At 72.3% G+C, this 25,419-nt stretch carries 20 protein-coding genes; 13 read left to right on the top strand and 7 right to left on the bottom strand.

Annotated features, from left to right (window positions below; translation table 11 throughout):
- Positions 1-5: 5 nt before the first annotated feature.
- From ACLJN9_RS24510 to ACLJN9_RS24500, 3 genes are read left to right on the top strand one after another with little or no spacing between them, the layout of a single operon-like run.
- Positions 6-920 carry an ABC transporter permease gene (locus ACLJN9_RS24510; RefSeq protein WP_410813879.1) on the top strand — a complete coding sequence of 305 codons (915 nt, stop codon included), beginning with the start codon at positions 6-8 and terminating at the stop codon, positions 918-920.
- The gene (locus ACLJN9_RS24505; RefSeq protein ID WP_410813878.1) at positions 917-1,780 is read left to right on the top strand and encodes an ABC transporter ATP-binding protein; all 864 of its coding nucleotides are present in this window, start codon (positions 917-919) and stop codon (positions 1,778-1,780) included. The genes ACLJN9_RS24510 and ACLJN9_RS24505 overlap by 4 nt, the downstream gene beginning before the upstream one ends.
- Positions 1,777-2,586 (top strand): ABC transporter ATP-binding protein, encoded by an 810-nt coding sequence (locus ACLJN9_RS24500; protein WP_410813877.1) that lies wholly within the window; start codon positions 1,777-1,779, stop codon positions 2,584-2,586. Before ACLJN9_RS24505 ends, ACLJN9_RS24500 begins: the two co-directional genes overlap by 4 nt.
- A 128-nt stretch (positions 2,587-2,714) precedes the next feature.
- Here the strand turns inward: ACLJN9_RS24500 and ACLJN9_RS24495 are convergent, their stop codons facing one another.
- The 4 genes from ACLJN9_RS24495 to ACLJN9_RS24480 form a co-directional block, all read right to left on the bottom strand.
- Complete coding sequence (locus tag ACLJN9_RS24495; RefSeq protein WP_410813876.1) at positions 2,715-3,869, bottom strand: ROK family protein; 1,155 nt, start codon at positions 3,867-3,869, stop codon at positions 2,715-2,717.
- Between the two features lie 306 nt (positions 3,870-4,175).
- Entirely contained in the window at positions 4,176-4,985 is an 810-nt protein-coding gene (locus ACLJN9_RS24490; protein ID WP_410813875.1) for a GH12 family glycosyl hydrolase domain-containing protein, read from the bottom strand.
- A gap of 207 nt (positions 4,986-5,192) precedes the next feature.
- Entirely contained in the window at positions 5,193-6,386 is a 1,194-nt protein-coding gene (locus ACLJN9_RS24485; RefSeq protein WP_410813874.1) for a glycoside hydrolase family 27 protein, read from the bottom strand.
- Positions 6,383-7,249 carry a ChbG/HpnK family deacetylase gene (locus ACLJN9_RS24480; RefSeq protein WP_410813873.1) on the bottom strand — a complete coding sequence of 289 codons (867 nt, stop codon included), beginning with the start codon at positions 7,247-7,249 and terminating at the stop codon, positions 6,383-6,385. Before ACLJN9_RS24480 ends, ACLJN9_RS24485 begins: the two co-directional genes overlap by 4 nt.
- 215 nt (positions 7,250-7,464) lie before the next feature.
- Between ACLJN9_RS24480 and ACLJN9_RS24475 the strand changes: the two genes are divergently transcribed.
- The 3 genes from ACLJN9_RS24475 to ACLJN9_RS24465 are packed head-to-tail and all read left to right on the top strand — an operon-like array spanning position 7,465 to position 12,242.
- Positions 7,465-8,514: a LacI family DNA-binding transcriptional regulator gene (locus ACLJN9_RS24475; protein ID WP_410813872.1), complete on the top strand. Its 1,050-nt coding sequence runs from the start codon at positions 7,465-7,467 to the stop codon at positions 8,512-8,514.
- A gap of 45 nt (positions 8,515-8,559) precedes the next feature.
- Entirely contained in the window at positions 8,560-10,920 is a 2,361-nt protein-coding gene (locus tag ACLJN9_RS24470) for a WD40/YVTN/BNR-like repeat-containing protein (protein ID WP_410813870.1), read from the top strand.
- A 29-nt stretch (positions 10,921-10,949) separates the two neighbouring features.
- Positions 10,950-12,242 carry a glycoside hydrolase family 125 protein gene (locus tag ACLJN9_RS24465; RefSeq protein WP_410813869.1) on the top strand — a complete coding sequence of 431 codons (1,293 nt, stop codon included), beginning with the start codon at positions 10,950-10,952 and terminating at the stop codon, positions 12,240-12,242.
- A 10-nt stretch (positions 12,243-12,252) separates the two neighbouring features.
- Here the strand turns inward: ACLJN9_RS24465 and ACLJN9_RS24460 are convergent, their stop codons facing one another.
- Entirely contained in the window at positions 12,253-13,224 is a 972-nt protein-coding gene (locus ACLJN9_RS24460) for an acetylxylan esterase (protein WP_410813868.1), read from the bottom strand.
- Positions 13,225-13,338: 114 nt separating this feature from the next.
- Between ACLJN9_RS24460 and ACLJN9_RS24455 the strand changes: the two genes are divergently transcribed.
- The 3 genes from ACLJN9_RS24455 to ACLJN9_RS24445 all read left to right on the top strand — a co-directional run bounded on the left by ACLJN9_RS24455 (position 13,339) and on the right by ACLJN9_RS24445 (position 18,032).
- On the top strand, positions 13,339-15,837 hold the full coding sequence (locus tag ACLJN9_RS24455) for an alpha-L-rhamnosidase N-terminal domain-containing protein (protein WP_410813867.1): 2,499 nt from the start codon (positions 13,339-13,341) through the stop codon (positions 15,835-15,837).
- Between the two features lie 63 nt (positions 15,838-15,900).
- Positions 15,901-16,869 carry an acetylxylan esterase gene (locus ACLJN9_RS24450; protein WP_410813866.1) on the top strand — a complete coding sequence of 323 codons (969 nt, stop codon included), beginning with the start codon at positions 15,901-15,903 and terminating at the stop codon, positions 16,867-16,869.
- 119 nt (positions 16,870-16,988) lie between these two features.
- Entirely contained in the window at positions 16,989-18,032 is a 1,044-nt protein-coding gene (locus ACLJN9_RS24445) for a LacI family DNA-binding transcriptional regulator (RefSeq protein ID WP_410813865.1), read from the top strand.
- 62 nt (positions 18,033-18,094) lie between these two features.
- Here the strand turns inward: ACLJN9_RS24445 and ACLJN9_RS24440 are convergent, their stop codons facing one another.
- The gene (locus ACLJN9_RS24440) at positions 18,095-19,405 is read right to left on the bottom strand and encodes a DUF4038 domain-containing protein (protein ID WP_410813863.1); all 1,311 of its coding nucleotides are present in this window, start codon (positions 19,403-19,405) and stop codon (positions 18,095-18,097) included.
- A gap of 240 nt (positions 19,406-19,645) precedes the next feature.
- Here ACLJN9_RS24440 and ACLJN9_RS24435 point away from each other — a divergent pair, with 240 nt between their 5' ends.
- The 3 genes from ACLJN9_RS24435 to ACLJN9_RS24425 all read left to right on the top strand — a co-directional run bounded on the left by ACLJN9_RS24435 (position 19,646) and on the right by ACLJN9_RS24425 (position 22,959).
- Complete coding sequence (locus tag ACLJN9_RS24435) at positions 19,646-20,695, top strand: LacI family DNA-binding transcriptional regulator (RefSeq protein WP_410813862.1); 1,050 nt, start codon at positions 19,646-19,648, stop codon at positions 20,693-20,695.
- A gap of 158 nt (positions 20,696-20,853) precedes the next feature.
- Complete coding sequence (locus ACLJN9_RS24430) at positions 20,854-21,816, top strand: zinc-dependent alcohol dehydrogenase family protein (RefSeq protein ID WP_410813861.1); 963 nt, start codon at positions 20,854-20,856, stop codon at positions 21,814-21,816.
- Positions 21,817-21,921: 105 nt separating this feature from the next.
- Entirely contained in the window at positions 21,922-22,959 is a 1,038-nt protein-coding gene (locus tag ACLJN9_RS24425) for a LacI family DNA-binding transcriptional regulator (protein WP_410813860.1), read from the top strand.
- A gap of 2 nt (positions 22,960-22,961) precedes the next feature.
- Here the strand turns inward: ACLJN9_RS24425 and ACLJN9_RS24420 are convergent, their stop codons facing one another.
- The gene (locus ACLJN9_RS24420) at positions 22,962-23,960 is read right to left on the bottom strand and encodes a LacI family DNA-binding transcriptional regulator (protein ID WP_410813859.1); all 999 of its coding nucleotides are present in this window, start codon (positions 23,958-23,960) and stop codon (positions 22,962-22,964) included.
- An 84-nt stretch (positions 23,961-24,044) separates the two neighbouring features.
- Between ACLJN9_RS24420 and ACLJN9_RS24415 the strand changes: the two genes are divergently transcribed.
- A complete protein-coding gene (locus tag ACLJN9_RS24415; RefSeq protein WP_410813858.1) occupies positions 24,045-25,385 on the top strand; it encodes a GH1 family beta-glucosidase in 1,341 nt (446 codons plus the stop codon).
- Positions 25,386-25,419: the final 34 nt, after the last annotated feature.

The following is a 25,419-nucleotide window of genomic DNA, read 5'->3' as shown; positions in this document are numbered from 1 at the left end:
GGCAGATGACCCAGCTGGCGACCGCCGAGACGGCCGTCCCCGTCGACGCCGCGGCGGCACGTGCCCGGCCGCACTGGATCCGGCCGAAGTCCGTGGTCGGCGGTGCGATCATCCTGGCCGTCACCCTCTTCGCCCTGCTCGGCCCGCTCGTCGTGCAGGATCCGCACGCGGTCTCGTCCGACGGCCTGACCGGCCCGAGCGCGGCGCACCTGCTCGGCACCACCAACACCGGCACGGACGTGTTGGCACAGCTCGCGCACGGGGCGCGCGGTTCACTCACGATCGGGCTGCTCGTGGCCGTGCTCATCACCATCCTCACCTCGCTCTTCGGTGTTGTCGGGGCGTACGCCGGCGGGTTCGTGGACGACGCGTTCTCACTGCTGTCCAACGTGCTGCTGGTGATCCCGGGCCTGCCACTGATGATCATCATTGGGGCGTACGTGCAACACAAGAGCCTCTGGATGGTCGCGCTCGTCATCGCGCTCACCGGCTGGGCCGGCGGGGCACGGGTACTGCGGGCGCAGACCCTGTCGCTGCGCAGCCGCGACTACGTCTCCGCTTCCCGGGTCGCCGGTGAGAAGCTGTGGCGCGTCCTGCTCGTGGAGATCTTCCCCAATCTGTTGCCGGTGCTCTCCAGCGGCTTCGTCTTCGGCGTGGTCGGGGCGATCCTGGCCGAGGCCGGCCTCTCCTACATCGGCATCGGCGCCTCGGACTCGATCACCTGGGGCACGATGCTCGCCGACGCGCAGGCCGGACAGGCGTTGCTGCTCGGCGCCTGGTGGTGGTTCGTGCCGCCCGGCGTCCTGATCGCGATCTTCGGCTGCGGCTTCGCCCTCGTCAACTTCGCCCTCGACGAGGTGATCAACCCCCGACTGCGGACCTACCGGATGCCGCGGCAGGCCCGACAGGAGCACCGATGACCACCGCCGAACCGGTGCTGACGGTCCGGGACCTCACCGTCGAATACCGCGGAGCCCGTCCGGTGACCGCGGTCCGCGGCGTGAGCCTGGAACTGGGCCGCGGCGAGATCGTCGGCCTGGCGGGGGAGAGCGGCTGCGGCAAGTCGACCTTCGCGTACGGGATCAACCAGCTGCTCCGCCCACCGGCTCTGATCACCGGTGGCTCGGTCATCTTCCACGACCGCGACGGCACCGAGATCGACGTGCTGGCGCTGCGGGGGCGGGCGCTGCGCGCGTACCGCTGGGACAAGGCGTCGATCGTGTTCCAGGGCTCGATGAACTCGCTCAACCCGGTGACCCGGATCTCGGCCCAGCTACGCGACGTGCTCACCACCCATCGACCGGACCTGCCCCGCAACGCGGTCGACCAGCGCTGCTCTGAGCTGCTCGAGCTGGTCGGCGTCGATCCGACTCGCCGACACAGCTTTCCGCACGAGCTATCCGGCGGCATGCGGCAACGGGTCATGATCGCGATGGCGCTCGCGCTGCGCCCTCAACTGATCATCATGGACGAACCGACCACCGCTCTCGACGTGCTGGTGCAACGGGACATCCTCGCCGAGATCCAGCGCCTGCAGCGTGAGTTCGACTTCGCGGTCCTGTTCATCACCCACGATCTGCCGCTACTCCTGGAGATCAGCGACCGGATCGCCATCATGAAGGAGGGGCTCGTGGTCGAGCTCGACACCGTCGACCGCATCTACACGGCGCCGCAGGAGGCGTACACGAAGACGTTGCTCGCGTCGTTCCCGACCCTCACCGGGGAGCGCGCGGACGCGATCGCCGCCGACGGCCTCGCGGCGGACGGCGCGTCGCGGTGACCGCCGAGCTCGCCGTCGACCGGCTCCACAAGACCTTCACCCTGCGCACCGGGCGTCGCCGCACCCCGTTGCACGCCGTCCGGGACGTCTCCTTCGAGCTGACCAAGGGCAGGACGGTCGCGCTGGTCGGGCAGTCGGGCAGTGGCAAGTCGACGGTCGCCCGGATGATCGCCCGCCTGGAGGAGCCGACCAGCGGCGAGATCCGCCTCGACGGGGTTCCCGCGGGTCGCCGTGGTCGGGCGTTGGCCCGCTACCGCCACGACGTGCAGATGGTCTTCCAGGACCCGTTCGCGTCCCTCAACCCGTTCCACAGCGTCGCCCACCACCTCGCGCGGCCACTTCTGCTCCATCACCGGCTCGACGCCGCCCAGCTGCGCGACCGGGTGGCCGAGCTGCTGGAGCGGGTCAACCTGCCGGCGGACTTCGCCGGCCGCAAGCCACACGAGCTCTCCGGTGGCCAGCGGCAGCGGGTCGCGATCGCGCGGGCGCTGGCCCCCGGGCCGCGCGTCCTCATCGCCGACGAGCCGGTGTCGATGCTCGACGTCTCGATCCGGCTCGGCATCCTGAACCTGCTCGCCCGACTGCAGCGCGAGGAGGACCTGGCGATCCTCTACATCACCCACGACCTCGCCACCGCGCGGCACTTCTCCGAGGAGATCATGGTGATGTACCAGGGGGAGATCGTCGAGCGGGGTCCGGCCGACGACGTGATCCTGCGGCCCCGCGCCGAGTTCACCAAACGGCTCGCCGCCGCCGCACCCGATCCCACCCGCAACCCGCGGCTCGCCGAGCACCGACCGGCCTGATCACGCACGGGTCGGCCGCCGACCCGTGCGAGCCCGGTGGTGCCGGGTCAGCGGCATGGTCCGGCAGTGTCGGGGCGGGACGTCGCCGTGGTCGCGCACCGGCCCGGACGGTGGTCGAAGGCGAGCGGTCAGCTCAGCGCCCACAGATGGATGGCGCTGGCCGCGGCGCCGCGCGCCCACTCGTTGAAGGCGAATGGCTGGACGTCGATCGGGGTCTCCGTGGTCTCCCACGCCTGCGCCTCGTGGAACGCGCGGAGCATGGCGTGTTCGCCGACGACGCCGAGGCGGGCGCCCTCACCTGCGACGACGATCCGCTCGGGATCCACCACATTGGCCACGCTCGCGGCGAGCAGGCCGAGCGCCTCGCCCGCACTGTCGATGACGGCGCGAAGCACCGGGTCGCCGCGCTCGGCGCCACGCAGGACGTCGTCCAACGGCATCGGCTCGCCCGTGCGGCGCTGGGCCGCCGCCTCGATGGCACGGGTCGACAGCAGCGCGTTGGCGCAGCCACGATGCCCTCGCCAGCAGGTCGCCTCGGCCGACATGAGGAACTGGTGGCCGATGCTGCCCGCGCCCCCGTGCAGCCCACCGACGAGCTGGTTGTGGGTCACCAGGCCGAGGCCGACCCCCGCGCCGACCGTGATGACGGCGAGACTGGTGAGGCCGCGTCCCGCGCCGAACCAGTGCTGCGCCTGGGTCAGGGCGTTGACGTCGTTGGCGAGGACCACCGGCCGCTTGGTCGTCTCCTCCACGAGCGCCGCGAGCGGAACGTCGTGCCAACCCAGGAAGTTGGCCTCGCCGACGGTCCGGCCGTCCGGGCTGCGACCGCCGAGGGCGATGCCGATCCCGGTCAGCGGAGGAAACTGACGTTCGAAGTGACGTGCCTCGTCCGCCACGTCGGCGGCGACCTGAGCGGGATCCGTCCCGGTCAGAGGACGCTCGCCCTCGGCGAGCACGGTGCCCCGGAGGTCGGTGACCACCGCGTAGAGGGCAGCTCCGGTCAGCTTGACGCCGAGGAACCGCTCCGAGTGCACGTCGATGTCGAGCGGTCGTGAGGGCCGGCCGATGGCCTGGTTGCGCGCCAGCCCCTCGATCAACCGACCCGAGCTGATCAGCGGCTTTGTCAGCCGGGTCAGGCTCGGGCCGGAGAGGCCCAGGCGGCGGGCCAGTTCCACGCGGGGGAGGGGACCGTGAAGAAGGATCTCCAGGAGGACCCGGCCCGCGCTCTCGGTCATCTCGTCCGGGGCGAGGGCGGCGCCGGTCGGCGGGATCGCGTTGTTCATCTGGTAGTCCCCGTGTGCTGTCGGTCCGGCCCGCCGACGACGCTGCCGGCTCGCCGGACCGGGTTGGCGGCTCGATCCACCGAGCATCCGGAACGACTGGCGTGCGATAAATTCTATCGCAGAATTATTCGGATGGACCGAGCGGATCGCCCACACTCCGGTGCGGGCTCAGCCTGCCGACGCGCGAGGCACCGGTCCGGGCGACGGTCGGCCGCGCGGAGATCCGTCCGGACGAGACGGGATCTGCGCGCTGCCGGGTCGCCGCCCGGACCCACCTCGGAATCGACCGAGGCCGCGCCGCGGCCTCTAGGAGACGGAGACGTTGTAGTCGGTGGTGATGTACTTGCCGGCGCCGCGCCAGACCTCGAAACCGGCCTGCACGCTGATCAGGTACTTGTTGGGGTCGAGCCAGCCGGCGTCGACGGCGTAGCCGAGGAAGTCGCGCAGGTTCATGCTCGCGCTCGTCGTGGTGGCGGTCCGGACGAAGCTGATCACCTGCCACGAGTCGGTGGACCGGTAGACGTCCCAGGTGGCACCGGCGAGGTCGACCGTCGCGACCTTGTTGCTCTCCGGGTGGGCGCCGGCCGTGTAGTCGAGGAAGATCATGACCTCGTCCGTGGGCTGGCTCGAGGGGTTGTCGCTCCAGTCGAGCCACAGATCGTAGATGGCGTCGCTCTTCTGGTCGCCGACCTGATTCTGGAAGGACCAGTTCGTCCAGACGTTCTTGTTCTCCCACAGGTGCACAGGCAGGCCACCGCGGTCGGGATTCGCATAACCCCACTGCCAGCCGACGACGGTGCTGGGGAACGCCTTGATGTGGTACTCGTCCCATTGTTCGGACGACGAGTTCGACCAGCTCAGATCAGCCTGCCAGCCATTCGTGGTGTTGTCGGTGTCGCGCCCCACACACTGCCAGCCGGTGCCCCAGTTGTTGACCGTGTGGCCCCACTTGTTGTTGATGGTCTGGTATTTGCCGTAGAACAGGGACTGCCAGTCGTCGCAGGTGTTGGTCCAGTACGCGTACGCCGGGGTGGCTCCCACCGCCAGAACGCAGAGCATTGCGACCAGCGGCGCACCGATGGCGCGAGCGAACCGGGTCCAGGTTACGTTGACCATGCCGCATTCCTTTCCGCTCGTGACGGGCTGCGGCGCCCATGGCGCGCCGGGGTCCGTTCGAATTGTTCGATGAGGTTCCGTCGTCGTTGGTCGACGGTGAACAGCCATTGACTAGTATTAACGGCTTGTTTCCGGAAGGCTACCGTTGCAAAGCGTTGAACGTCAATGAAATGACTGCATCGAACAATTTGAACAATTGCCTGCCGCTCAGCGGGGCGGATGAATGCTCGTCCGCGCCTCCCCGCGCGGGACGAGGCGGTAGACGGCGCAGCCGTGGCTGGGCAGCCGGGTCGTGAGCGCGCCCCTCGCACCGGCGAGGGTTGGCAGGTCCCCGTGGGTCCAGAGGTCGCGGACGGCGTACTCGCCGTGCAGGCCCAGGTCGCCCAGCGTCGCCACCGCCACGGCGTCCTGCCCCGTCCGGTTGAACAGCGCGACCGCCACGTCGCCGAAGAGCAGCGGCTTGCACCAGATCTCCACACCGTCGCGGGTGCCGGTCCGCCATCCCTGCCGGCCCAGGCCGTCCTGGTTCAGCGCGATCAGCTCGGTGTTGCCGAGGATCGCCGCCGTGGCCTCGTCGAGGGCACGCACGTCGGTGCCGATGATCAGGGGTGCCGCGAGCAGGCTCCAGAGGCTGAAGTGCGTGCGGTATTCGACATCGGTGCAGCCGCCGAACCCCATGTCGCCGGCCACGTGACCCCGGCCGTGCATCCCCACCACCAGCAGGTCGGGGTCGTTCCAGGAGCCGGGGCCGGCGAAGCGCTCCAGGCCACGTTGCAGGTCGAAGCCGATCTCGTCGATGCCGTGCTGGTCGACGCGGTCACCGCCGTTCCACGAGTCGCAGACGTCCCCCGTGGTACGCCACAACTGCGCGCCGGCCTGGGCGGCCCAGAGCCACGGCTCGCGTCCGCCCCACTCGCAGACGCTGTAGACGATGTCCCGACCGGTCGCCTGCAGAGCGCGGCCCATGGCGGTGTAGCGCAGCACCGCCGTCCCGCGGTCCACCGGTGCGTGGCAGTAGTCGTACTTCAGGTAGTCGATGCGCCACGAGGCGAAGGTCTCGGCGTCCCGCTCCTCGTGCCCGAGGCTGGCGACCTCGCCCCCGCAGGTGAGCTCCGCGGCGTCGGAGTAGAGGCCGAGCTTGAGCCCGCGCTCGTGCACGAAGTCGGCGAGTGCCTCGATGCCGCCGGGAAACCGCTGTGGGTGGGCGACGATCCGCCCGCTGCCGTCCCGGCCCCCCTGCCAGTGGTCGTCGATGTTGACGTAGCGGTAGCCGAGGTCACGCAGGCCGGTGCTGACCAGTGCGTCGGCGGTCTGTCGGATGACCGCCTCGTCGACGGTCGGACCGAAGGTGTTCCAGCTGCTCCAGCCCATCGGCGGGGTCGGCAGGTGGGCCAGCGTCATCGTTCGTCTCCCCTGGGTGCGCTGGTGCGGAAGCCGGGTACGGCCGGGACCGGTTCGACGGCTCCGTCGTGGATGGAGGTGAAGCGTGCGAGGTCGATCCCGACCGCCGCGACGAGTCGCCGCGCCTCCGGACCGGTCAGCGCGGCGCGCTCGGCGTCCCGGGCGACGGCAACCTCGCCGGGTCGACCGTGCCGCTCGTGCATCGCGCGCAGCTCGGGCTCGTCGAGACCGGGGTGGGTGACCAGCACCGCCGTACCGATCGGCGCGGCTGCCAACCGGTGCAGCAGGGCCGGGCCGGGCGGGGTCCCCTCGGGCGCCTCGGGCAGGACGGCGCATTCCTCGGCGGGCACCAGCCCCTCCCGTCGGGCCAACGCCACCAGCGCTTCGCGGACCCCCGGCAGCCAGCCGAAACCCATGTGCTCGTCCAGGTAGGTCACCCGCAGCCCGGCCGAGCGGGCGTGGCGCAGCTGGGCCTCGACCTCGGCGAGCAGCTCGGGCAGGGCCGGTGTGCGGCGGTGCAGCTCGGCCGTCGACGACGGAAGGTAGCCCTCGTCGTCGACCAGGGAGGGGACCTCGTGCCCGGGCAGGATCGGCCGCCACCGCGGCGCGACCCATTCGCTGGTGAGGGTCGCGTGTAGGCCCACGCAGACCGGGGGCAGGGCGCTCAGCCGCCGCGCGGCGTCCGCGAAGGCGGGAGCGGGGACCATCACCGAGACGTTGCCGACGATGCCGTTCCGGACGGTCTCGACGATGGCCCGGTTGACGCCGACACACAGGCCCGCGTCGTCGGCCCGCACGAGAAGCCGTCGCCGGGCGGGCGCCGGCGGGGCGGCTGGGGGCAGGGGTACGCCCGGTGGGTTCATGGCTCCTCCGGTCTCCGACATGGTATTGAAATTTCATCGAATTAGTTGCGAACGTCGAGCGGGAGCATAGGTCCGCCAGGCAGGTTCTGGATACCCCTCCCAGCCCGCACGAGAGCGCGGCGTTCGGCAGTATGAGCACTGATCAGCGACTATTGACGAGCATCACGGTGGCGCGTACGTTCACTGAAAACCGTCGAACGTTCGTTGGAGGTGCGATGAACCGCCGCCCCACCCTCCGCGACGTGGCGACGCAGGCGGGCGTCGCCGTGAGCACGGCCTCGCATGTCTTCTCCCGAACGGTCTTCGTGACCCCGGGAACCCGGGCGCTGGTCCTCACGGCCGCCGACCACCTCGGCTACGAGCCGCGACGGCGTAGCCGGCCCCGCTCACCGGTCGGCACCCTCACGGCGCTGGGCGTGGTCACCCGGTGGTCGCACCAGGCCTCGGCGGCCAACCCGTTCTTCGGCCCGGTGCTGCAGGGTGTCGAGCAGGTCTGTCGCGCGCTCGGCATCTCCCTGACCATCGAGGTCGTCCAGCCCGACGGCGACGGCGGCGGCGAACTCCCGGTCATGGTGCGCCGCGGCCGGGTCCAGGGGATTCTGGCGGTCTCCGTCCACGACCCCGACTACCTGCGCCGGCTCCTCGCGACCGGCACCGGCTGCGTGCTGGTCGACCACGCCGTCGAGGAGCCGGCGATCGACTGCGTCCGCGACGACGACGAGCGCAGCGGCTACCTCGCGACCCGGCACCTGCTGGAGCACGGGCACCTCGACCCCGTGCCCGCCATCATCGCGGGGCCGTCGGCGATGACGTCGATCAGCGACCGGGTGGCCGGCTACCGCCGCGCGTTGGCCGAGTTCGACCGCACCGTCGAGCCGGCGTACCTGCGGCTGGAGCACGACCTCAACCCGACCGGCGGCCGGGCGGCGATGGCCGAGCTGCTCGCCCTGCCGATCCGCCCCACCGCCGTCTTCTGCTGCACCGACACCCTTGCCCTGGGAGCCCTCGCGGAGGTGCGGGAGCGGGGGTTACGGATCCCCGCCGACATCTCCGTGATCGGCCACGACGACATCGACCTGGCCGCGCACACCGACCCGCCGCTGACGACCATGCGGGTGGACAAGGGTCTGCTCGGCGCCCAGGCGGTCTGGCACCTCGTGCAGCGGGTCGCCCAGCCCGACCTCGCGGTCCGGGACACCCGACTGCGGGTGTCGCTGATCCCGCGCGGATCGGTGGGCGCCCGCCCGGCCCGACCACACCGCTGAACCACCCGGTCGTCCCGCTTCGCCACCCCCGTCCTGGAGGGAACCATGCCCGTCCGCACGCCCCTGCTTCGCGCCGTCATCCTGACGACCGCCGTGCTGCTCGTCGGCGGCTGCCGACCGGTACCCGCCGGTCCACCCGCCGCCGGTCCACCGCCGCAGACCACCGCCGTCAGCGCGACGCTGCTCGGCACCGGTTCGTCCGGAAGTGCGGCGTCCACGCCGCCCGGCACCCCACACTCGACCGGTACGCGGACGGCGCCGCCGACCCGGGCCGCGTACTCCTTCAGGCCGCTGCGGATGGGGGGCACCGGCTTCGTCACCGGCCTGGTGGCGCACCCGACGAGCCCGGGCGTCGTCTTCGCGCGGGAGGACGTCGGCGGGTTGGTCCGCTGGAACGAGGCGACGCAGGGATGGACCCCGCTGCTCCGCGGCGACCGGGTGCCCCAGCCGAGCGCGGCGGACTACGGGGTGGAGAGCGTCGCCGTGGCGGCCAGCGACGACCGCGTCGTCTACGCCGCCGTCGGCACCGGCGAGGGCGGGCGGATCCTGGTCAGCCGGGACCGGGGTGAGCACTGGTCCGACGGCGGGTTCCGCACCTACATCGAGGGGAACAACGAGTACCGCACCGGCCCCGAGCGGCTCAGCGTCGACCCCCGCGACGCGCGCCGGGCATACTTCGGCTCCCGGACCGCCGGGCTGTTCGCAACCACCGACGGCGGCCGGAGCTGGCGCCAGGTGAGCACCGACCAGATCCCGGCGAGCGCGCCCGGTGACCGCGTCGGCGTCGCGTTCGTGCTGCACGACCCCAGCGGATCCGCGGTACGCGGCCGCAGCCACCGGATCTGGGCCGGCGTCGCCGGACACGGCGTCTACCTGTCCACGAACGGCGGACGCAACTGGACGCTCGCGTACGCCACGACCGAGACGCCCAGCGACGCGAAGATCACCCTGGACGGCACTCTCTACGTCGGCTTTCCGCACACCATCCGCCGCTTCACCCCGGCCGACCACGCCGGTACGGAGGTGAGCGCCCCCTCGGCCGGTCCCGGCTTCCTCCTCGGCGTCGACCCGCACGACGCGTCCCGGCTGATCGCGACGAGCCAGGCCGTCACCCCCGGCAACCTGTTCCGCTCCCTCGATGGCGGCGCCACCTGGGAGACGCTCAGCTACTCGCTGAGATCGACCGAGATCGGCTGGCCGCTGCAGACGACCGAGGGCGGCTACCTCTCCACCGGCACCTTCGTCGTCGACCCCACCCACCCGGGTCGGGTCTGGTTCCCGCAGGGCATCGGAGTGTGGCGCAGCGAGGACGTCTTCGACGCCGACACCGCCGTCACGTGGAACTTCGTCAGCGCGGGTATCGAGGAGGCGGTCACCTACGACCTCGTGGCGCCGCCGGGAGGGGCGCCGATCAGCGCCATCGCGGACCGCAACGGCTTCCGTCACGACGACCCCGACGCGTACCCCGCGCGTACCGTCCTCACCGACGCCTTCTCGGCCGGCACCAGCGTCTCGTACGCGGCGGCGCGACCGTCGTACGTCGCCATGGTGTCCAGCGACACCCGAGCCCAGTACCAGCCGATCGACACCCCGTGGACCACGGCTCCGGCGTCCGGCTACTCCACCGACGGAGGCCGCACCTGGACCCCGTTCGGCGGCGACAAGAGCCAGATCCGGCAGCTGTACGGCGGCAACATCGCCGTCTCGGCCAACGCCGAGAGCATGGTCTGGCAGCCGAGCATCCCAGCACTGGCCAGCGGGGATCCGCAGAACGTGCCGCAGTACAGCACCGACGACGGGCGCAGCTGGACCCCGTCGACGGGGATCTCCGCCGGCACCGGGATCCACGACCTGATCTGGTGGGGAAGCAAGCGGGCACTGGACGCCGACACGGTGACGGCGGGGACCTTCTACCTCTACACCACCCGCAACCACGGCGAGTTCTTCCGATCGACCGACGGGGGTGTCTCCTTCGTCAGGATGCCGGGCACACCACCCACCGGTGACGGCAACGACTCGCACGTCTTCGGCCAGGTGCACGCCGTACCGGGACGTGCCGGGCACGTGTGGTCCAGCAACGCCCAGGGCGGGCTCTCCTACACCACCGACGGTGGTGCCACCTGGACCCGGATCGCGGCCGTCCAGGACGCTCGCGCGTTCGGCTTCGGCGCGCCGGTGCAGCCCGGCGGCTACCCGGCGGTCTTCGCCAACGCCCGCATCGGCGACGTCTGGGGGGTCTACCGCTCCGACGACCAGGGCCAACGGTGGAGTCTGGTCTCCCGCTACCCCGGTGGCTACGCCGCGACGATCACGGTGGTCACCGGCGACCCGGCCCGCCCCGGCCGCGTCTACGTCGGCTTCGGTGGAAACGGCGTGGTGTACGGCGACGTGGCCCGGCGCCGGTAGCCCGTCCGATCGGTCCGAAGGGAACACCGATGGCTCCCCGAGCACTTCCTCCGGCGCTCGCCGCGGTGGCCGACACCGTCGCCGAGCGGCTCGACCCCGGCCTGGCGCGGGTGTTCCACGGCTGCTTCGCCGGCAGCTGGGGCGCGGCCATGCAGCCGCTCGACGACGGCACGGTCTTCGTCGCCACGGGGGACATCCCGGCCATGTGGCTACGCGACAGCGCGGCCCAGGTGCGGCCCTACCTGGTCGCGGCCACCGACCCGCAGGTGTACGGAGAGCTGGCCGGCGTGCTGCGGCGGCAGCTCTCCTACGTCCGGGTCGACCCGTACGCCAATGCCTTCCGAGCACGACCGGAGCGGCCCGACGGTGCCGACGAGCCGCCACCCGGCCCGTTGGTCTGGGAGCGCAAGTACGAGCTGGACTCGCTCTGCGCGCCCCTGCTGCTCGGCTACGCGCTGCATCGGGCCGCCGACCGCGCCGAACACCTGGACGAGGAGTTCTTCCAGGTGGCCGAGGACATTCTCGGGCTGTGGCGGGTGGAGCAGACGCATCCGCAGCGCTCCGACTACGCCTTCCGCCGGGCCGGGGCCTGGCCGGGGGACCAGCTCGGCGGCGGCGGTCGCGGCGGGTCCGTCGCCTGGACGGGAATGACCTGGTCGGGCTTCCGGCCCAGCGACGACGCCTGCCGGTACGGCTACCACGTACCCGCCAACGCCCTGGCCACCGTGGCGCTGCACGCCCTCGCCGAGCTGGCCGCGCTCGACGGTCGTGGTGCGCTGGCGCGCTCCGCCAGCGCCCTCGGCACGGAGATCAGGGCCGGCATCGCCGCCCACGGCACGCGGCGGGTGGCGGGTCTCGGCGCGGTGTACGCCTACGAGGTCGACGGGCACGGCGGTCAGGCGCTGCTCGACGACGCCAACGTGCCCAGCCTGCTCTCCCTGCCGTATCTGGGCTTCTGCGCCGGCACCGACCCGCTCTACCGCCGCACCCGACGGTTCGTGCTCAGCCCCGCGAATCCACACCATGTCGTGGGTCGCTTCGCCAGCGGAATCGGCAGCCCGCACACGCCGGGTCGCCGGGTCTGGCCGCTGGCGCTGACGATGGCGGCGCTCACCAGCGACGACGACGCGGAGCGGCACCGCCTCGCGCGGTTGCTCGCCGCGACCGACGCCGGCACCGGTCGCCAGCACGAGAGCTTCGACGTGGACGATCCGGGCGACTACACCCGGCCCTGGTTCGGCTGGGCCGACGCGCTCTACAGCGAGCTGCTGATGGAGCTGGCGGGCCTGCCCGTACGGCAGTGGTTTCCGGTGCTGCCGTGACGGGCGGCCGCTACTCCGCGAGGCGCTTCGCGACGAACTCCAGCGTCGCCCCGGTGGCGTGCGTCTCGCCGCCGCCGTGGTCCCCGTACGGCCAGACGCGCAGCTGCTTCTCGGCGGGGCAGTGCTGGTAGGCGGCCATGACCGTGGACGGCGGACACACGTCGTCCATCAGCGGGACGGTGACGAGGGTGGGGGCGGTGATCCGGGCGGCGTGGTTGACGGCGTCGAAGTAGGACAGGGTGCGGAAGGTCTGGGCGACCCGGTCGGGATTCGTCCGCAGGTAGCGGGTGATCTCGAAGTACGGGTAGGAGTCGGTCACCTGCGTGGCCCGGCGGTAGTGACAGAGGAAGGGGGCGTGCACGACGGCGGCGCTGAGGTCGGGGAGGAGGCCGGCCACGGTGAGCGCGAGTCCGCCACCCTGGCTGCCGCCCGCCACCGCGACGCGGGCGTCGTCGATCGCCGGATGGGCGCGGGCGGTCTCGACGGCCCGGACGGCGTCGGTCATCAGCCGGCGGTAGTAGTGCCGCCGGGGGTCGCCGAGGCCCCGGGTGAGGAAGCTGTTCGTGACGCCGAGGACCGGCTCGGGCTCCCGGTCGGGGGTGTCGGCCGGGAGCCAGCCGCCCTGCCCCCGGTTGTCGAGGATCAGCGTGGCGAAGCCGGCGGCGGGGGTGGCCGTCCACTGGTACGGGGTGGCGCGGCCACACCCGTACCCGATGAACTCCACGACGCAGGGCACCGGGCCGGCGAGGCCGCGCGGGATGAGCAGCCAGGCCTTGATCCGGTCGCCGGCCCAGCCCGAGAACGTCACGTCGAGGACCTCGACGGTCCGCAGCGCGGTCACCGCCGGCGCGAAGACGGGGTCGAGGTCGTGGCTGCGGGCCTCGGTGAGGGTCTCCTGCCAGAACGCGTCGAAGTCCGCCGGCTCTTCCCGCTCACAGCGGTAGTCGAGGAGCTGCTCCTCGGTGAGGTCGATGATGGCCATGCCGCACGCTACCCAGCACGCAGGTTCCCGCGATAGGGTCGCCGCGGAGTATTTTCATTGAACTTCATTCTGAAAATTCGGGTGGAGTACGTTGCTCGTTCGGATGGGGTGGAAATGACGGAGCGTGCCGGAGTCCGCTGGCCCACCGTCGAGCCCGCGGTGGACCTGACACCCGCCCGCTGGATCTGGGTCGGCGGCGAGCGGGCCCTACCCAACACGGTCGTGCTCTGTCGTCGGGTGCTGACGCTGCCCGGCCCGGTCCGCCGGGCCACCGCCCGGATCAGCGCGGACAGCCGCTACCGGTTGCACGTCAACGGCGAGCGCGCCGGTTGGGGGCCGGCGCCGTGCGACCCCCGGGTGCTCGAGGTGGACGAGATCGAGCTGGGCCACCTGCTTCGACCGGGGCGTAACGTCATCGCCGTCGAGGTGCTGTATCTCGGCGTCGGGGAGGGGACCTACGTCGCCGGCCGGCCCGGCCTCCTGTGCCGCCTGGACGTCGAGCACCCCGACGGTCGCACCGAGACGATCGGCACCGACCAGCGGTGGCAGGTGCGGGTGGACCGGTCCCGCCCGCCGGGTGCGTCCCGCCGCTCCTACCTGCGGGGGTGGCAGGAGGTGACCGACCTGCGCCGGGCGGACCCGCACTGGCTGACCGATCCGCAGCCGGAGCGCGAAGGCTGGCACGCGGCCGTACCGCTCGACGTGCCGGCGTCCCGACCACCGATCGACGGGTCGCTGCGTGACGTGGTCGGTGACGTCGGACCGGTGGCCGCCGGGTCGCTGATCGCCCGGCCGATCCCGCAGATGGACGAGGGACGACTGCTGCCTGCCGTGCGCACCGACGCGGGGCGCGCGTCCTGGACCGCCGACCCCGACGACTGGTTCGACCTGCGGACGCCGGGGCCGCCGGACACCCGATCGCACCCGCTGCCCGACGGTGGCCGGGCCGTCGGCGCTGCCGTCCTGCTGCCGCCCAGCGGGAAGAACTGGTCCTGGTACGTCACCTACCGGTTGGACCGGCAGCGCGTCGGCTGGCCCCGGGTCGAGCTGCACGGACCAGCCGGCTCGATCGTCGAGGTGGTCACCGCCGAGGGGCACGACCCGACCGCGACGGGATGGCTCGACCTTGGCCAGTTCAGCTGGTCGAGGGTCACTCTCGACACCGATCCGATCCGGTACGAACCTTTCGAGTACGAGTGCTGCCGCTGGATCCAGCTGCACGTCCGCAACCCGGACGGGCCGCTGCGGATCGGCCGGGTCGACTTCCGCGCCCGCGAGTACGCGTGGCCCGTACGGCCGCTCGTCTCGACCGACGACGTGTTGCTCGACCGGGTCTTCACGGCCACCCTCAACACCGTGCGCAACAGCGCGCAGGACGCGGTCGTGGACGGAATGGGCCGCGAGCGGCAGCAGTACAGCGGCGACGCGGGCCACCAACTGCACGTCACCCGGCTGCTGTTCGGTGCGGCGGCGCAGTCGGCCCGGTTCGTCCGCGGCTACGCCCGGGGGGCGACCACACAGGGGTGGTTCCTGGACAGCTGGCCGGGCGCCGACCGGCTGGTCCGCCTCGGCCAGCGGGAGGTGGGGCTCACCGCCTGGGGCTCCATGCTGGACCACAGCGTCGGGTTCGTCTTCGACTGCTGGCACCACTACTGGGAGACCGGTGACCGGGCGAGCGTCGTCGCGGTCTTCGGGCCGCTGCGTCGTCTCGTCGCCTACCTGCGAGGGTGGCACGAACGGGCGGGGCTGATCCCGGTGAGCGGGCTCGGTTCGCCGCAGGTCTGGCTCGACCACGACGCGTTCGTCACCCAGCGGGAGAAGAGCTGCGCCTTCAACCTCTACGTCGTCGCGATGCTCCGGTTCGCGTACGCGCCCCTGGCCGAGCTGGCCGGGCAGCCCGCCGAGGCGGCGGCGGCGCGCGACCTCGCCGACGCGCTGTCCGGGCTCGTCCGCACGTCGTTCTGGGCGCCGGGGCCGCAGGCGTACGTCGCGAACCTGCCCTGGGCGGCGTCCCCGGCGGCGTACCGGTTCGACGACCGGTCCCTCGCCACGGCCGTCCGGTACGACCTGGCACCGGGCGGGGCGCTCGCCGCCATGACCGAGCTGCTCGCCGCGCCGGATCCCCGGGTCGGCCTCTCCTACCCGGCGAACGCGGTCTGGCGCTTCCGGGCACTGGCGGCGCGGCGGCGCATCCAGCCCGTCCTCGACGAGCTGCGGCGGCGGTGGGCGTCGCTGCCGTCGGTGCGGGCGAACGGGACCATCCAGGAGATGTGGCACGTCGAGCCGGACAGCGACCACCAGTGGAGCCACTGCGCCGCCGGGCCGCTGATCGCGCTGGTCGAGGGGGTGCTGGGCCACACGATCCTCGCCCCCGGCGGGCGACGGACGCGGCTCGATCCGCAGCTCGGCGACCTCGCCCGGGTGAGCAGCACGGTCGTCACCGCCGCCGGCCCGATGACGGTCCGCCTCGCCCGCACCGACGGTGCGCTGCGGATCGGCCTCGACCTGCCCGCCGGGCTCACGGTGCGGGGCGTCGACGGCGACGGCGTCGAGCTCGCCGTGGCCGCCGGTGCGTCCGCCCGGCGCGTCGAGCTACGCCTCGACCCGTCCTGACCGTCGCCACTGAAACTTCAGCACACCCCGGCCGATCGTCGCGCCGACGTCCTACGCTGCGGCATGGCCACCATCGACCTCACCGAGGCGCAGCTGCACGACTACGACCCCGTACGGGAGGAACCGCCGGACTTCGACGCGTTCTGGCGCGAGACCCTCACCGAGGCGCGCAAACACGACCTCGACCCGGACTTCGTCCCGGTGGCCACCGCGCTGTCCGCGGTGCGGGTTCACGATGTGACGTTCTCCGGCTGGGCCGGTGACCGGATCAGAGGGTGGCTGCTGCTGCCCGCCGCGGCGGGCGAGCCGCTGCCCTGCGTGATCGAGTACGTCGACGTCGACCGCGGCCGGGCGACGCCGTACCAGTGGCTCCTGGCGCCGGCCGCGGGCTTCGCCACCCTCGTCGTCGACAACCGCGGGCAGGGCAGTGACCTGCCCGGCGACACCCCGGACGTCGATCCGGAGCCGTACGGCGGATCCGCCAACGGATACCTCACCCGAGGGCTGGGGGATCCGCGGCGGCACTACTACCGGAGGTTGATGACCGATGCCGTACGCGCCGTCGAGGTCGCCCGCGCCCATCCCGCCGTCGACGCGGAGCGGATCGCGGTCACCGGCGACGGTCAGGGCGGCGGGCTCGCCCTCACCGTCGCCGGCCTCGTCCCCGACCTCGCCGCCGTGGTCGCGAACGTGCCGTTGCTGTGCCACTACCGACGCGCCACGCAGGCCACCAACGCGCAGCCGTACTTCGAGATCACCCGCTACCTGCGTACCAACCCCGACCGGGTCGAGCAGACCTTCGCAACCCTGTCCTACTTCGACGCCGTCAACCACGCCGCCCGGATCACCGCTCCCACCCTCGTCTCCGTCGCACTGATGGACGACGTCTGCCCGCCGTCGACCACGATGGCCGCCTACCGGCACTGCGCGGGTCCCAAGCGGCTCAAGGTGTGGCCCTACGGCGACCACTCCGGCGGTGCGGCCCACGCGGCCGGGGTCACGGCGCAGTTCCTGGCCGAGCACCTTCGGTGAGGCGGCGTCGGCCGCCCCCGCCACCGTGCCCCGGAAGCCGCAACCGACCGCGTTGACGACACCGAGACCCCGTCCTATCGTGTGAAACCCGACCGAACTTCGACGACGCGGAGGGCGGCATGCGCTCGTCGGGCCGCCCCACCCTCCAGGACGTCGCGACGCTGGCCGGGGTCTCGACCGGAACGGCCTCCAGTGTCTTCTCGCGGCGGCAGCCGGTCGCGGCGCGGACCCGGGAGGCGGTGCTCGGCGCGGCCACTCAGCTCGGCTACCGGCCACGGCCGCGGATCGGCGCCACGGAGGTGCCGGGCCTGCGGACCGTCGGGCTGCTCGCCCGGGGTGCCCACTATCCCGGCCCCACCAACCCGCGCCACTCGGCTGTCCTCGAGGGAGCGCAGCGGGCCGCGGCGGACCTCGGCCTCACCACGATCCACGAGCCGCTGCCGGCGGACGGTCCCCATGCCGACCTGCCGCTGGTGGTGCAGCGGCACGCCGCGCAGGGGCTGCTGATCCTCGGCTGGATCCAGCCCCGGCTCCTGACCCGCATCGTCGCCACCGGCATTGCGTGCGTCCTGGTTGATCACACGGTGGAGGGGATACCCGTGGACAGCGTGCGCGCCGACGACGCCCGCGGCGCCGCCCTGGCCACCGAGCACCTGATCAGACTCGGTCACCGGGACCCGGCGCCCGCCCTGATCACCGGGCCGGACGACCTGCTGCCGATCGCCGACCGGTATGCGGGCTACCGGGCCGCGTTGCATGCCAACGGCGTCGGCCTGGACCCGCGCTACGTGCGCCGCACGCCGGATGTCGGGCCGTACGGTGGCCGGCTGGCGATGCGGCAGCTGCTCGACCTGCCCCGCCCGCCGACGGCGGTCCTCTGCTGGAGCGACACCGCGGCAATCGGCGCGCTCCAGTCGCTGCGTGAACGGCAGATCGCGGTGCCGCGCCAGTGCTCGGTCTTCGGCTTCGACGACATCGATCTGGCCGGCCACAGCAGCCCGGCGCTGACCACCGTCCGGGTCGACAAGCGGCTCCTCGGTGCGCAGGGCATCTGGCATCTGGTCCAGCGCATCCGTGAGCCGCAACTGCCGCCACGACTCACCTACGTCGACGTACAGCTCATCCTGCGCGACTCCGTCGCCCCACCGCCGAGCCGCGGCTGAGGTCGCCGTACCGCCGGCACCCGGGCCGAGGTCGCGCGTCCGGCGGCCCGGCGGGCCCGCTGCTACCGGCGTCGGAGCAGGTGGAGCAGGTCGGCCCCGGGCAGCTCGGCATCGAGGACGAGGCGCCCCGACGGGTCGGTGCCCAGTCGGGTGGCGACCGGGCGGCGTCGGTTCAGGTTGACGGTCAGCACGTCGTGCTCCGCCAGATAGGCGGGAAGGAGCACCGGCAGGCCCGGCGGTGCGTAGATCGCCACCGTCGCGAGGCCGGCGGTGGCGGCGGCCCGTATCCGTGGCTGGTCGCCCCCCAGCAGGCGTTGCCGGGGAAGCAGGTCGAACAGGTCGTGCTCCTCGACGAGCCGCCGGACCAGGGCGGCGTCCAGGGCGCCGTCGAGATGCATGGCGTGGTCGACGGGGTACGGCTGGCGGGAGAACGGCGCGTTGCCGAACGCGTCGCCCTGGCGGTGCCAGGACCAGACGCCGTGCGCGCCGTACCCGACTCCGGCGGTGGCGCCGCCGAGCACCGACGACCAGATCGCGGCGCGGACGGCACCCGGCCCGTGCCGACCCGCTCCGCCGACCCTGCCGTGTCCCTCGTGGCACGGCTCGAGGTTGAGCACGGGCCGCGCCGGCAGCCGGCGACTGAGTTCGCCGGCGAGGTCGGGACAGCGGTCGAGGTGGTCGACGTCGTGCCCGGACTGGTAGCCGAGCAGGTCGAGTCGGTGCGTGAGCGATGACGGGGGAAGTTGTCCGGTCGCCGGGTGCGCCGTGACGAGGCTGGTGGGAGCGGCGGCGCGTACCTCGTCGAGGACCTGTCGGTAGCGGGCCGTCTGGGCGGCGTCGGCGTACGCCTCGTCGCCGCTGATCGAGTAGATGACGTCGAGCCCGGCGAAGGCCGCGAGCGCGAGTTGCACGTACGTGCGGGTCTGCGCGGCGTCCATCGGCGCGTGCGGGGTGAGCTCGGCGCCCCAGGTGCCGGGAACGTAGTTGTGCCAGAGCAGGGCGAGCACCGGAGTGAGACCGTGGTCGAGCGCGGCCTCGACCATCAGTCGAGCCCGCCGCAGGTACGCGGCGTCCGGCTCGGCGGAGCGCCGCCGTCCGCCGACGTCGACGGTGAACGGACGACGGTCGCCGGGCCCGACGGACTGGTCGTGCGGGATCGGCAGCACACTGATCAGCAGTGCGGTGAAGCCCTGCGCGCGGCGGAGTGCCAGGTAGTCGGCCCACTCGTGGGGTTCGGCCCGGACGAAGGCGGCCCAGGCGGCGTCGGCGAGCAGGAAGGTCGGTCGCCCGTCGCGCAGCAGCCGGCGGCCGTCTCGGGTGAATGGGCCGGGGCGGGCGGTGGCCACGGGGTGGGTCGGGGCCGCCTGGGTCATCGGTTGGCTCCTGACGACATCGGTTGAGGGGGACCGGACCGGTGCCACCCTGACACCGATCGGCCGGTGGTGGCGATGATCCATCTGAAGATTCAACAAGGGGGGTCCTGCCCGTCGACCGTTTCAATCGGTGTTGTCCTGCTCTGTGGCCGTGCAGCCCTGGCCGTCGTTGCGCCGTCTTCTCGGCACGGCGTACCTTCTCCAATGAACAAGAATGAAGTTTCATTCTGGAGGCGGTGGATGCGTGGCGATGGTCGGCCAACGCTGCACGAGGTGGCGACCCTGGCCGGGGTTTCGATGGGAACGGCGTCGAGCGCGTTCACCCGGCGCCAGCCGGTGGCACGGCAGACCCGCGACGCCGTGCTGAAGGCCGCCGACGTCCTCGGATACCACCCCCGTGGCCGCGCGGCGCCCCTCGGCCGGCCGGTGACCGCGCTCGCCCTGCTGACCGGCAGTGCCGCGTCCCCGCCCGTTCTGCCGGATCCGGTGCACATCGGCGCCCGGAAGGCGGCGGCCGAGCTGGGCGCCACCCTCGTCGTCGGGGCGGCCGGCGACGTCCTGGGCCGGTGGGTTGTGCGACGCGACCGGCCGCAGGGTGCGCTTCTCGTCGGCAACGCGGACCCGCGACTGGCACGGCGGTTGCGCGAGGCGGGGGTGCCCTGCGTGATGATCCAGCACAGCGGGATCGACCAGGCGACGGACGCGGTACGCCCGCACGACCGGCGGGCCGCCTTCCTCGCCACCGACCACCTACTGCGGCTCGGTCACACCGCTCCGCCCCCCGCCCTGGTGCTCGGCCGGGACGGCGCCGCCGTCGACCAGCTCGCCGGGCACCGTTCGGCGCTGCGCCAGCACCAGCGCGATGGTCACGCCGATCACCTGCGGCTGTCGGCCACGAGCACCATCGCCGACGGGCGCGCCGCCGCCGACGCGCTGTTCGCCCTCGTCCGGCCTCCCAGCGCCGTCGTCTGCGGCAGCGTCGCGCTGGCGCGCGGCGTCCTGGCCGCGCTTGCCGCCGGTGGCGTCGCCGTTCCCGGTGCCGTCTCCGTGGTGGCGCTCGACGGCCTCGCCGGGCGGGTACCCGATCCGTCCGACGAGCCCGACGCGGTGGTCGGCCGCGAAACCCCTGGTCCGCAGCCTCTGACGGTCGTGGGCGCGGACCGCCTGCTGCTCGGCGCCGAGGGGATCCGGCACCTCGCGCAGCGTGTCCGGCAGCCCGATCTGCCCCGTCGGGTGACGCTCGTCGACGTCGCGCTTCGCGCCGCCGCCGCTACCGCGGGCTCCCGATGATGCCCCTGGACGACCGGACCCGGTCCTCGCCACGGGTCGTGGTCGGCGCATCCGTCACATGTGAGGCACATGCTCGGCCATGACCTCTCACTTCACGCCGGCAGACGACGTGCTCGGCTACGGTCGCGCTCAGGTGGCTTCGAGATCGGGGAGAGCAGATGAAGGCCGTGAGCATACGAGTGTTCGGGGAACCAGACGGCATGGCGGTGATCGATGTGCCGCCGCCCAGACCTGCGGCCGGTCAGGTGCTCATCGAGGTCGGCACGATCGGCGTCGGCGGCGTCGATGCGGTGATCCGACGCGGCACTCTGAGCGGGTACGGGTTCCGGGAGGGCTTCATCCCGGGCAGCGAGGTGGCCGGGCAGGTGGTCGCCGCCGGTGACGGGGTCGACGCCTCGTGGATCGGGCGGAGTGTGTGGGCGTTCACCGGGACCGGCGGTGCCTACGCCGAGCTCGCGGTGGCTCGGGTCGAGGACGTGACCCCGCTGCCGGAGGGTCTCTCACCGATCGACGCGGTGGCGCTCGGCAGTGCCGGGCCCGTCGCTCATTTCGCGCTCGCCCATGGCCGGATCTCCTCCGGTGAGTCGCTGTTGGTCCGGGGAGCTGCCGGCAGCATCGGCATCATGGCGGTCCAACTCGCCGCGCTCGGCGGCTCGGGCGCGATCGCGGTGACGACCTCCTCGCCCGAGCGCGGGAAGCGACTGCGGGAACTCGGCGCAACGGTCGTGCTCGACCGTGCCGGTAACGGCGGGACGGCCCCTGTCGACGGGTTCGACGTCATTCTCGACGTCGTCGGCGGGCAGCAGATGCCGTCATTCCTCGACCGGCTCGCGGACAACGGCCGGATGGTCGCCGTCGGTGTCGTCGGTGGGCATCCTCCGGCAGACTTCGGCATGGAACTTCTGCGGACCTTCCAACGGTCTCGCTCCTTCGCGACGTTCAGCCTCAACACCGTGCCCACCAGCGAGCGGAACCGGATCCGGGCGGAGCAGTTCGCCGCCGCGGCGGAAGGCAACCTGCACGCTGTCGTGCACGACGTGCTACCTCTGGCCGATGCCGCCGAGGCGCACCGCCGAATGGATGCCGGTGAGGTCTTCGGCCGCATCGTCCTCACCTTCTGAGGACGCGCTGCCAGCGGGCGTCGGCGGCGGTCCCCGAGTTGAAGTTCAGTGAATTAGACTCGGCGCGTACGACCCGGCCCGCGGTGTCGACGATGGGGGGCAGCGGTGACCGAGGCACAACAGCGGTCGACGCTGCGCGCCGTGGCGGAGCGCGCGGGCGTCTCGATCGGCACGGCCTCGGCGGTCTTCTCCGACAAGACCTGGGTCTCGGCGGGAGCCCGAGCGGCGGTCCGCTCGGCCGCCGACGAGCTGGGCTACCGACCGCGCAGCCGCCGCACCCCGGCCGCCGCCGCTCCGCTGGTCAGCAGCATCGGCTTCGTCTCGCAGATCAGCGCGATGTTCGTTCCCACCAGCCCATACTTCGCCTCCGTGCTCTTCGGCGCGCAGCAGGCCTGCGCCCGGCTCCACATCTCCACGAGCTACGAGGTCTTCGACCCGGCCACCGGAGGGTTGCCGCTCTCGGTGCAGCGTCGCCAGGTGGGCGGGCTGCTCGTGCTCAGCCACACCAGCGACCGGGACTTCCTGGGTCGCATCGTCGACACCGGTACGCCGTGCGTGCTGCTGGAACACGAGGTGACCGACCTGCCTGTCGACTATGTCCGCCACGACGACGAGGCGGGGGCGTTCCAGGCCACCGCGCACCTGCTCGACCTGGGCCACACCGACCCGGTGCCGGCGATCATCACGGGCCAGGCCGAGGTGCTGCCCGCCCAGGCCCGGCTCGCCGGCTACCGTCGGGCGCTGACCGAACGCGGCCTGACCGAGCGCCCGGAGTACGTACGCCGGAGCAACTTCGACACCGCAACCGGCGCGGCGCGGATGGCGGAGCTGCTCGATCTGGGTCAGCCACCGACGGCGGTCTTCTGCGCCAACGACGAGTCGGCGCTGGGCGCCCTGGAGACGGCACGCTCGCGGGGTCTGCGGGTCCCGCAGGACGTCAGTCTCATCGGCTACGACGACATCGCCATGGCCGCGCACACGGTGCCGCCACTCACCACGATGGCCGCCGACAAGGAACTGCTCGGCGCGCAGGCCGTGTGGCACCTGCTGGAACGCATCCAGCAACCCCGGCTGAGCAGCCGCGACACCAGCCTCGCGGTGCGGTTGGTGAACCGCGCCTCGACGGCGGCCCCGCGACGCTGACCTCAGGCCGGCGGTCCCGAACTCTCGCGGACCACCAGCGAGGTCGACAGTTCGGTGCGGTGCGCGTCCAGCTCCGCCCCCTCGATCTGCCGCGCCAGCAGCCGTACGGCATCCGCGGCCATGGCCTCCAACGGTTGCCGGACGGTGGTGAGGGCGGGGCTCAGCCAGCGGGCGAGAGGAATGTCGTCGAAGCCGACGAGGCTGAGCTGCTGCGGCACCCGTAGGCCCCGGTCCCGGGCCGCCCGTAACGCGCCGACGGCCTGCTCGTCGTTGCCGCAGAAGATCGCTGTCGGTGGATCGGCCAGATTCAGCAACGCGTGGGTGTGTTCCTGCCCGGCGGGTTCGTTGAACGTGCCGTACCGGATCAGGCTCTCGTCGCTCGGCAGGCCGGCGTGACCCAACGCCGCGCGGTAGCCGTCGACCCGGGCCCTGGTCGACCAGAACTCCCGGGGGCCGCCGATCATCCCGATCCGCCGGTGTCTCAGCCCGGTCAGGTGCTCGGTGGCGACGAGCCCGCCCTCCCAGTTGGTCACCCCCACCGAGGGCAGATCGTCGGTCGGGCCGCCGAGCGGATCGAGCAGGACCACCGGCACCCCGCAGCCGGTGAGCCGGGCACGGTCGGCGGGGTGCAGCGGATCCACGACCGCGACCAGCCCGTCGGTCCCGCGACGCAGGGTCGCCTCCAACCAGTCGCCACGGGTGGCCCGGGCGCGTTCGGTGGAGACCACGACGCTGAGGCCCACCTGTGCCGCGGCTTCCACACTGGATCGCACGATCGAGTCGGCCCAGGAGCTGTGCACGTCACTGAGCAGCAGGTCGATAAGGCCACCCGCCCTCGGTCGGTGTACCGCGTACCCGTGTCGGGCCAGCGCGGCCTCCACCCGGATGCGGGTCGCCTCGGCCACGTCGAACCTGCCGTTGAGCACCTTGGAGACGGTGGGCGCGGAGACCCCGGTCTCGGCGGCGATGGCCGCCAGCGGTGGACGGGTGGATCGGGACATGCTCGTCCTCCATTGACCGGCTGGTTGCCAGAACCGTACCCTGATCTTCGATCGAAAGGCTTTCGATCGGTTGAGGGAGGGCGCATGTTCCGTTTCCCGGAGGGGTTCGTCTGGGGGACCGCCACGGCGGCCTACCAGGTCGAGGGCGCGGCAACCGAGGACGGGCGCACACCCTCCATCTGGGACACGTTCGCCGCGACACCGGGCGCGGTCCGCAACGGCGACACCGGCGCTGTCGCCTGCGACCACTACCACCGGCTGGACACCGACCTCGACCTCATCGCGCAACTCGGGGTCGACGCGTACCGGTTCTCGATCTCCTGGCCCCGGGTCATGCCCGAGCCCGGGCAGGTCAACCAGAAGGGTCTCGACTTCTACCGCCGGCTCGTCGACGGGCTGCACGAGCGCGGTGTCACGCCCTTCGTCACGCTCTACCACTGGGACCTCCCGCAGTACCTGGAGGACCGCGGCGGGTGGGTCGCGCGGGAGACCGCACAGCGCTTCGCCGAGTACGCCGACGTGGTGCACGACGCCCTCGCCGACGGTGTGGCCGACTGGACCACCCTCAACGAGCCGTGGGTGTCCGCCTGGCTGGGATACGGCTACGGGCTGCACGCGCCGGGCCGGGCCGAGCCCGCCGCAGCGCTCGCCGCCACGCACCACCTGCTGCTCGGCCACGGCCTCGCCGCCGAGGCGATCCGACACCGCGACCCCGCCGCCCGGGTCGGCATCACCCTCAACCTGTCCCCGGTCGCCCCGGCCACCGACGATCCCGCCGACCAGGCCGCGGCGCGACGGATGGACGGGCAGCTCAACCGACTCTTCCTCGACCCGCTGCGGCGCGGCCACTACCCGGCCGACGTGGTCGAGCTCTACCGCCCGGTCAGCGACTTCGCCTTCGTGCACGACGGCGACCTGGCGACGATCGCGACCCCGCTGGACTTCCTGGGCGTCAACTACTACCGCCCCAACCTCGCCGCCGACGAGCCAGCCGGCACCGATCCCCTCGCCGCCGGCGTACGCCTGCCACCGGACGTCGCACGCACCGCGATGGAGTGGCCGATCCAGCCCGAAGGGCTCACCGAGATGCTGCTGCGGTTGCAGCAGGAGTACGGGCCGCTCCCGCTCTACGTCACCGAGAACGGCGCAGCCTTCCACGACTACCTCGACCCCGCCGGCCACGTCAACGACCCCCAGCGGATCGCGTACCTCGACGCCCACCTGCGCGCCGCGCACGTGGCCCTCGGGCAGGGCGTCGACCTGCGGGGCTACTTCGTCTGGTCCCTACTGGACAACTTCGAGTGGGCCGAGGGGTACGGCAGGCGCTTCGGCCTCGTCTACGTCGAGTACGGCTCCCAGCGCCGCGTGCCCAAGGCCAGCGCCGGGTGGTACCGCGACGTGGTCAGGGCCAACGGGCTGACCTGACGGTGCGGCCGGTGGGGTCGGTTCGGCAGTGGTG

Origin of the sequence: Micromonospora sp. 067-2 (assembly GCF_046549295.1) — a bacterium.
Lineage (GTDB): Bacteria > Actinomycetota > Actinomycetes > Mycobacteriales > Micromonosporaceae > Micromonospora.
The sequence above is the reverse complement of the archived record's forward strand: the minus strand, read 5'-3'. Positions and strand labels throughout refer to the sequence as shown.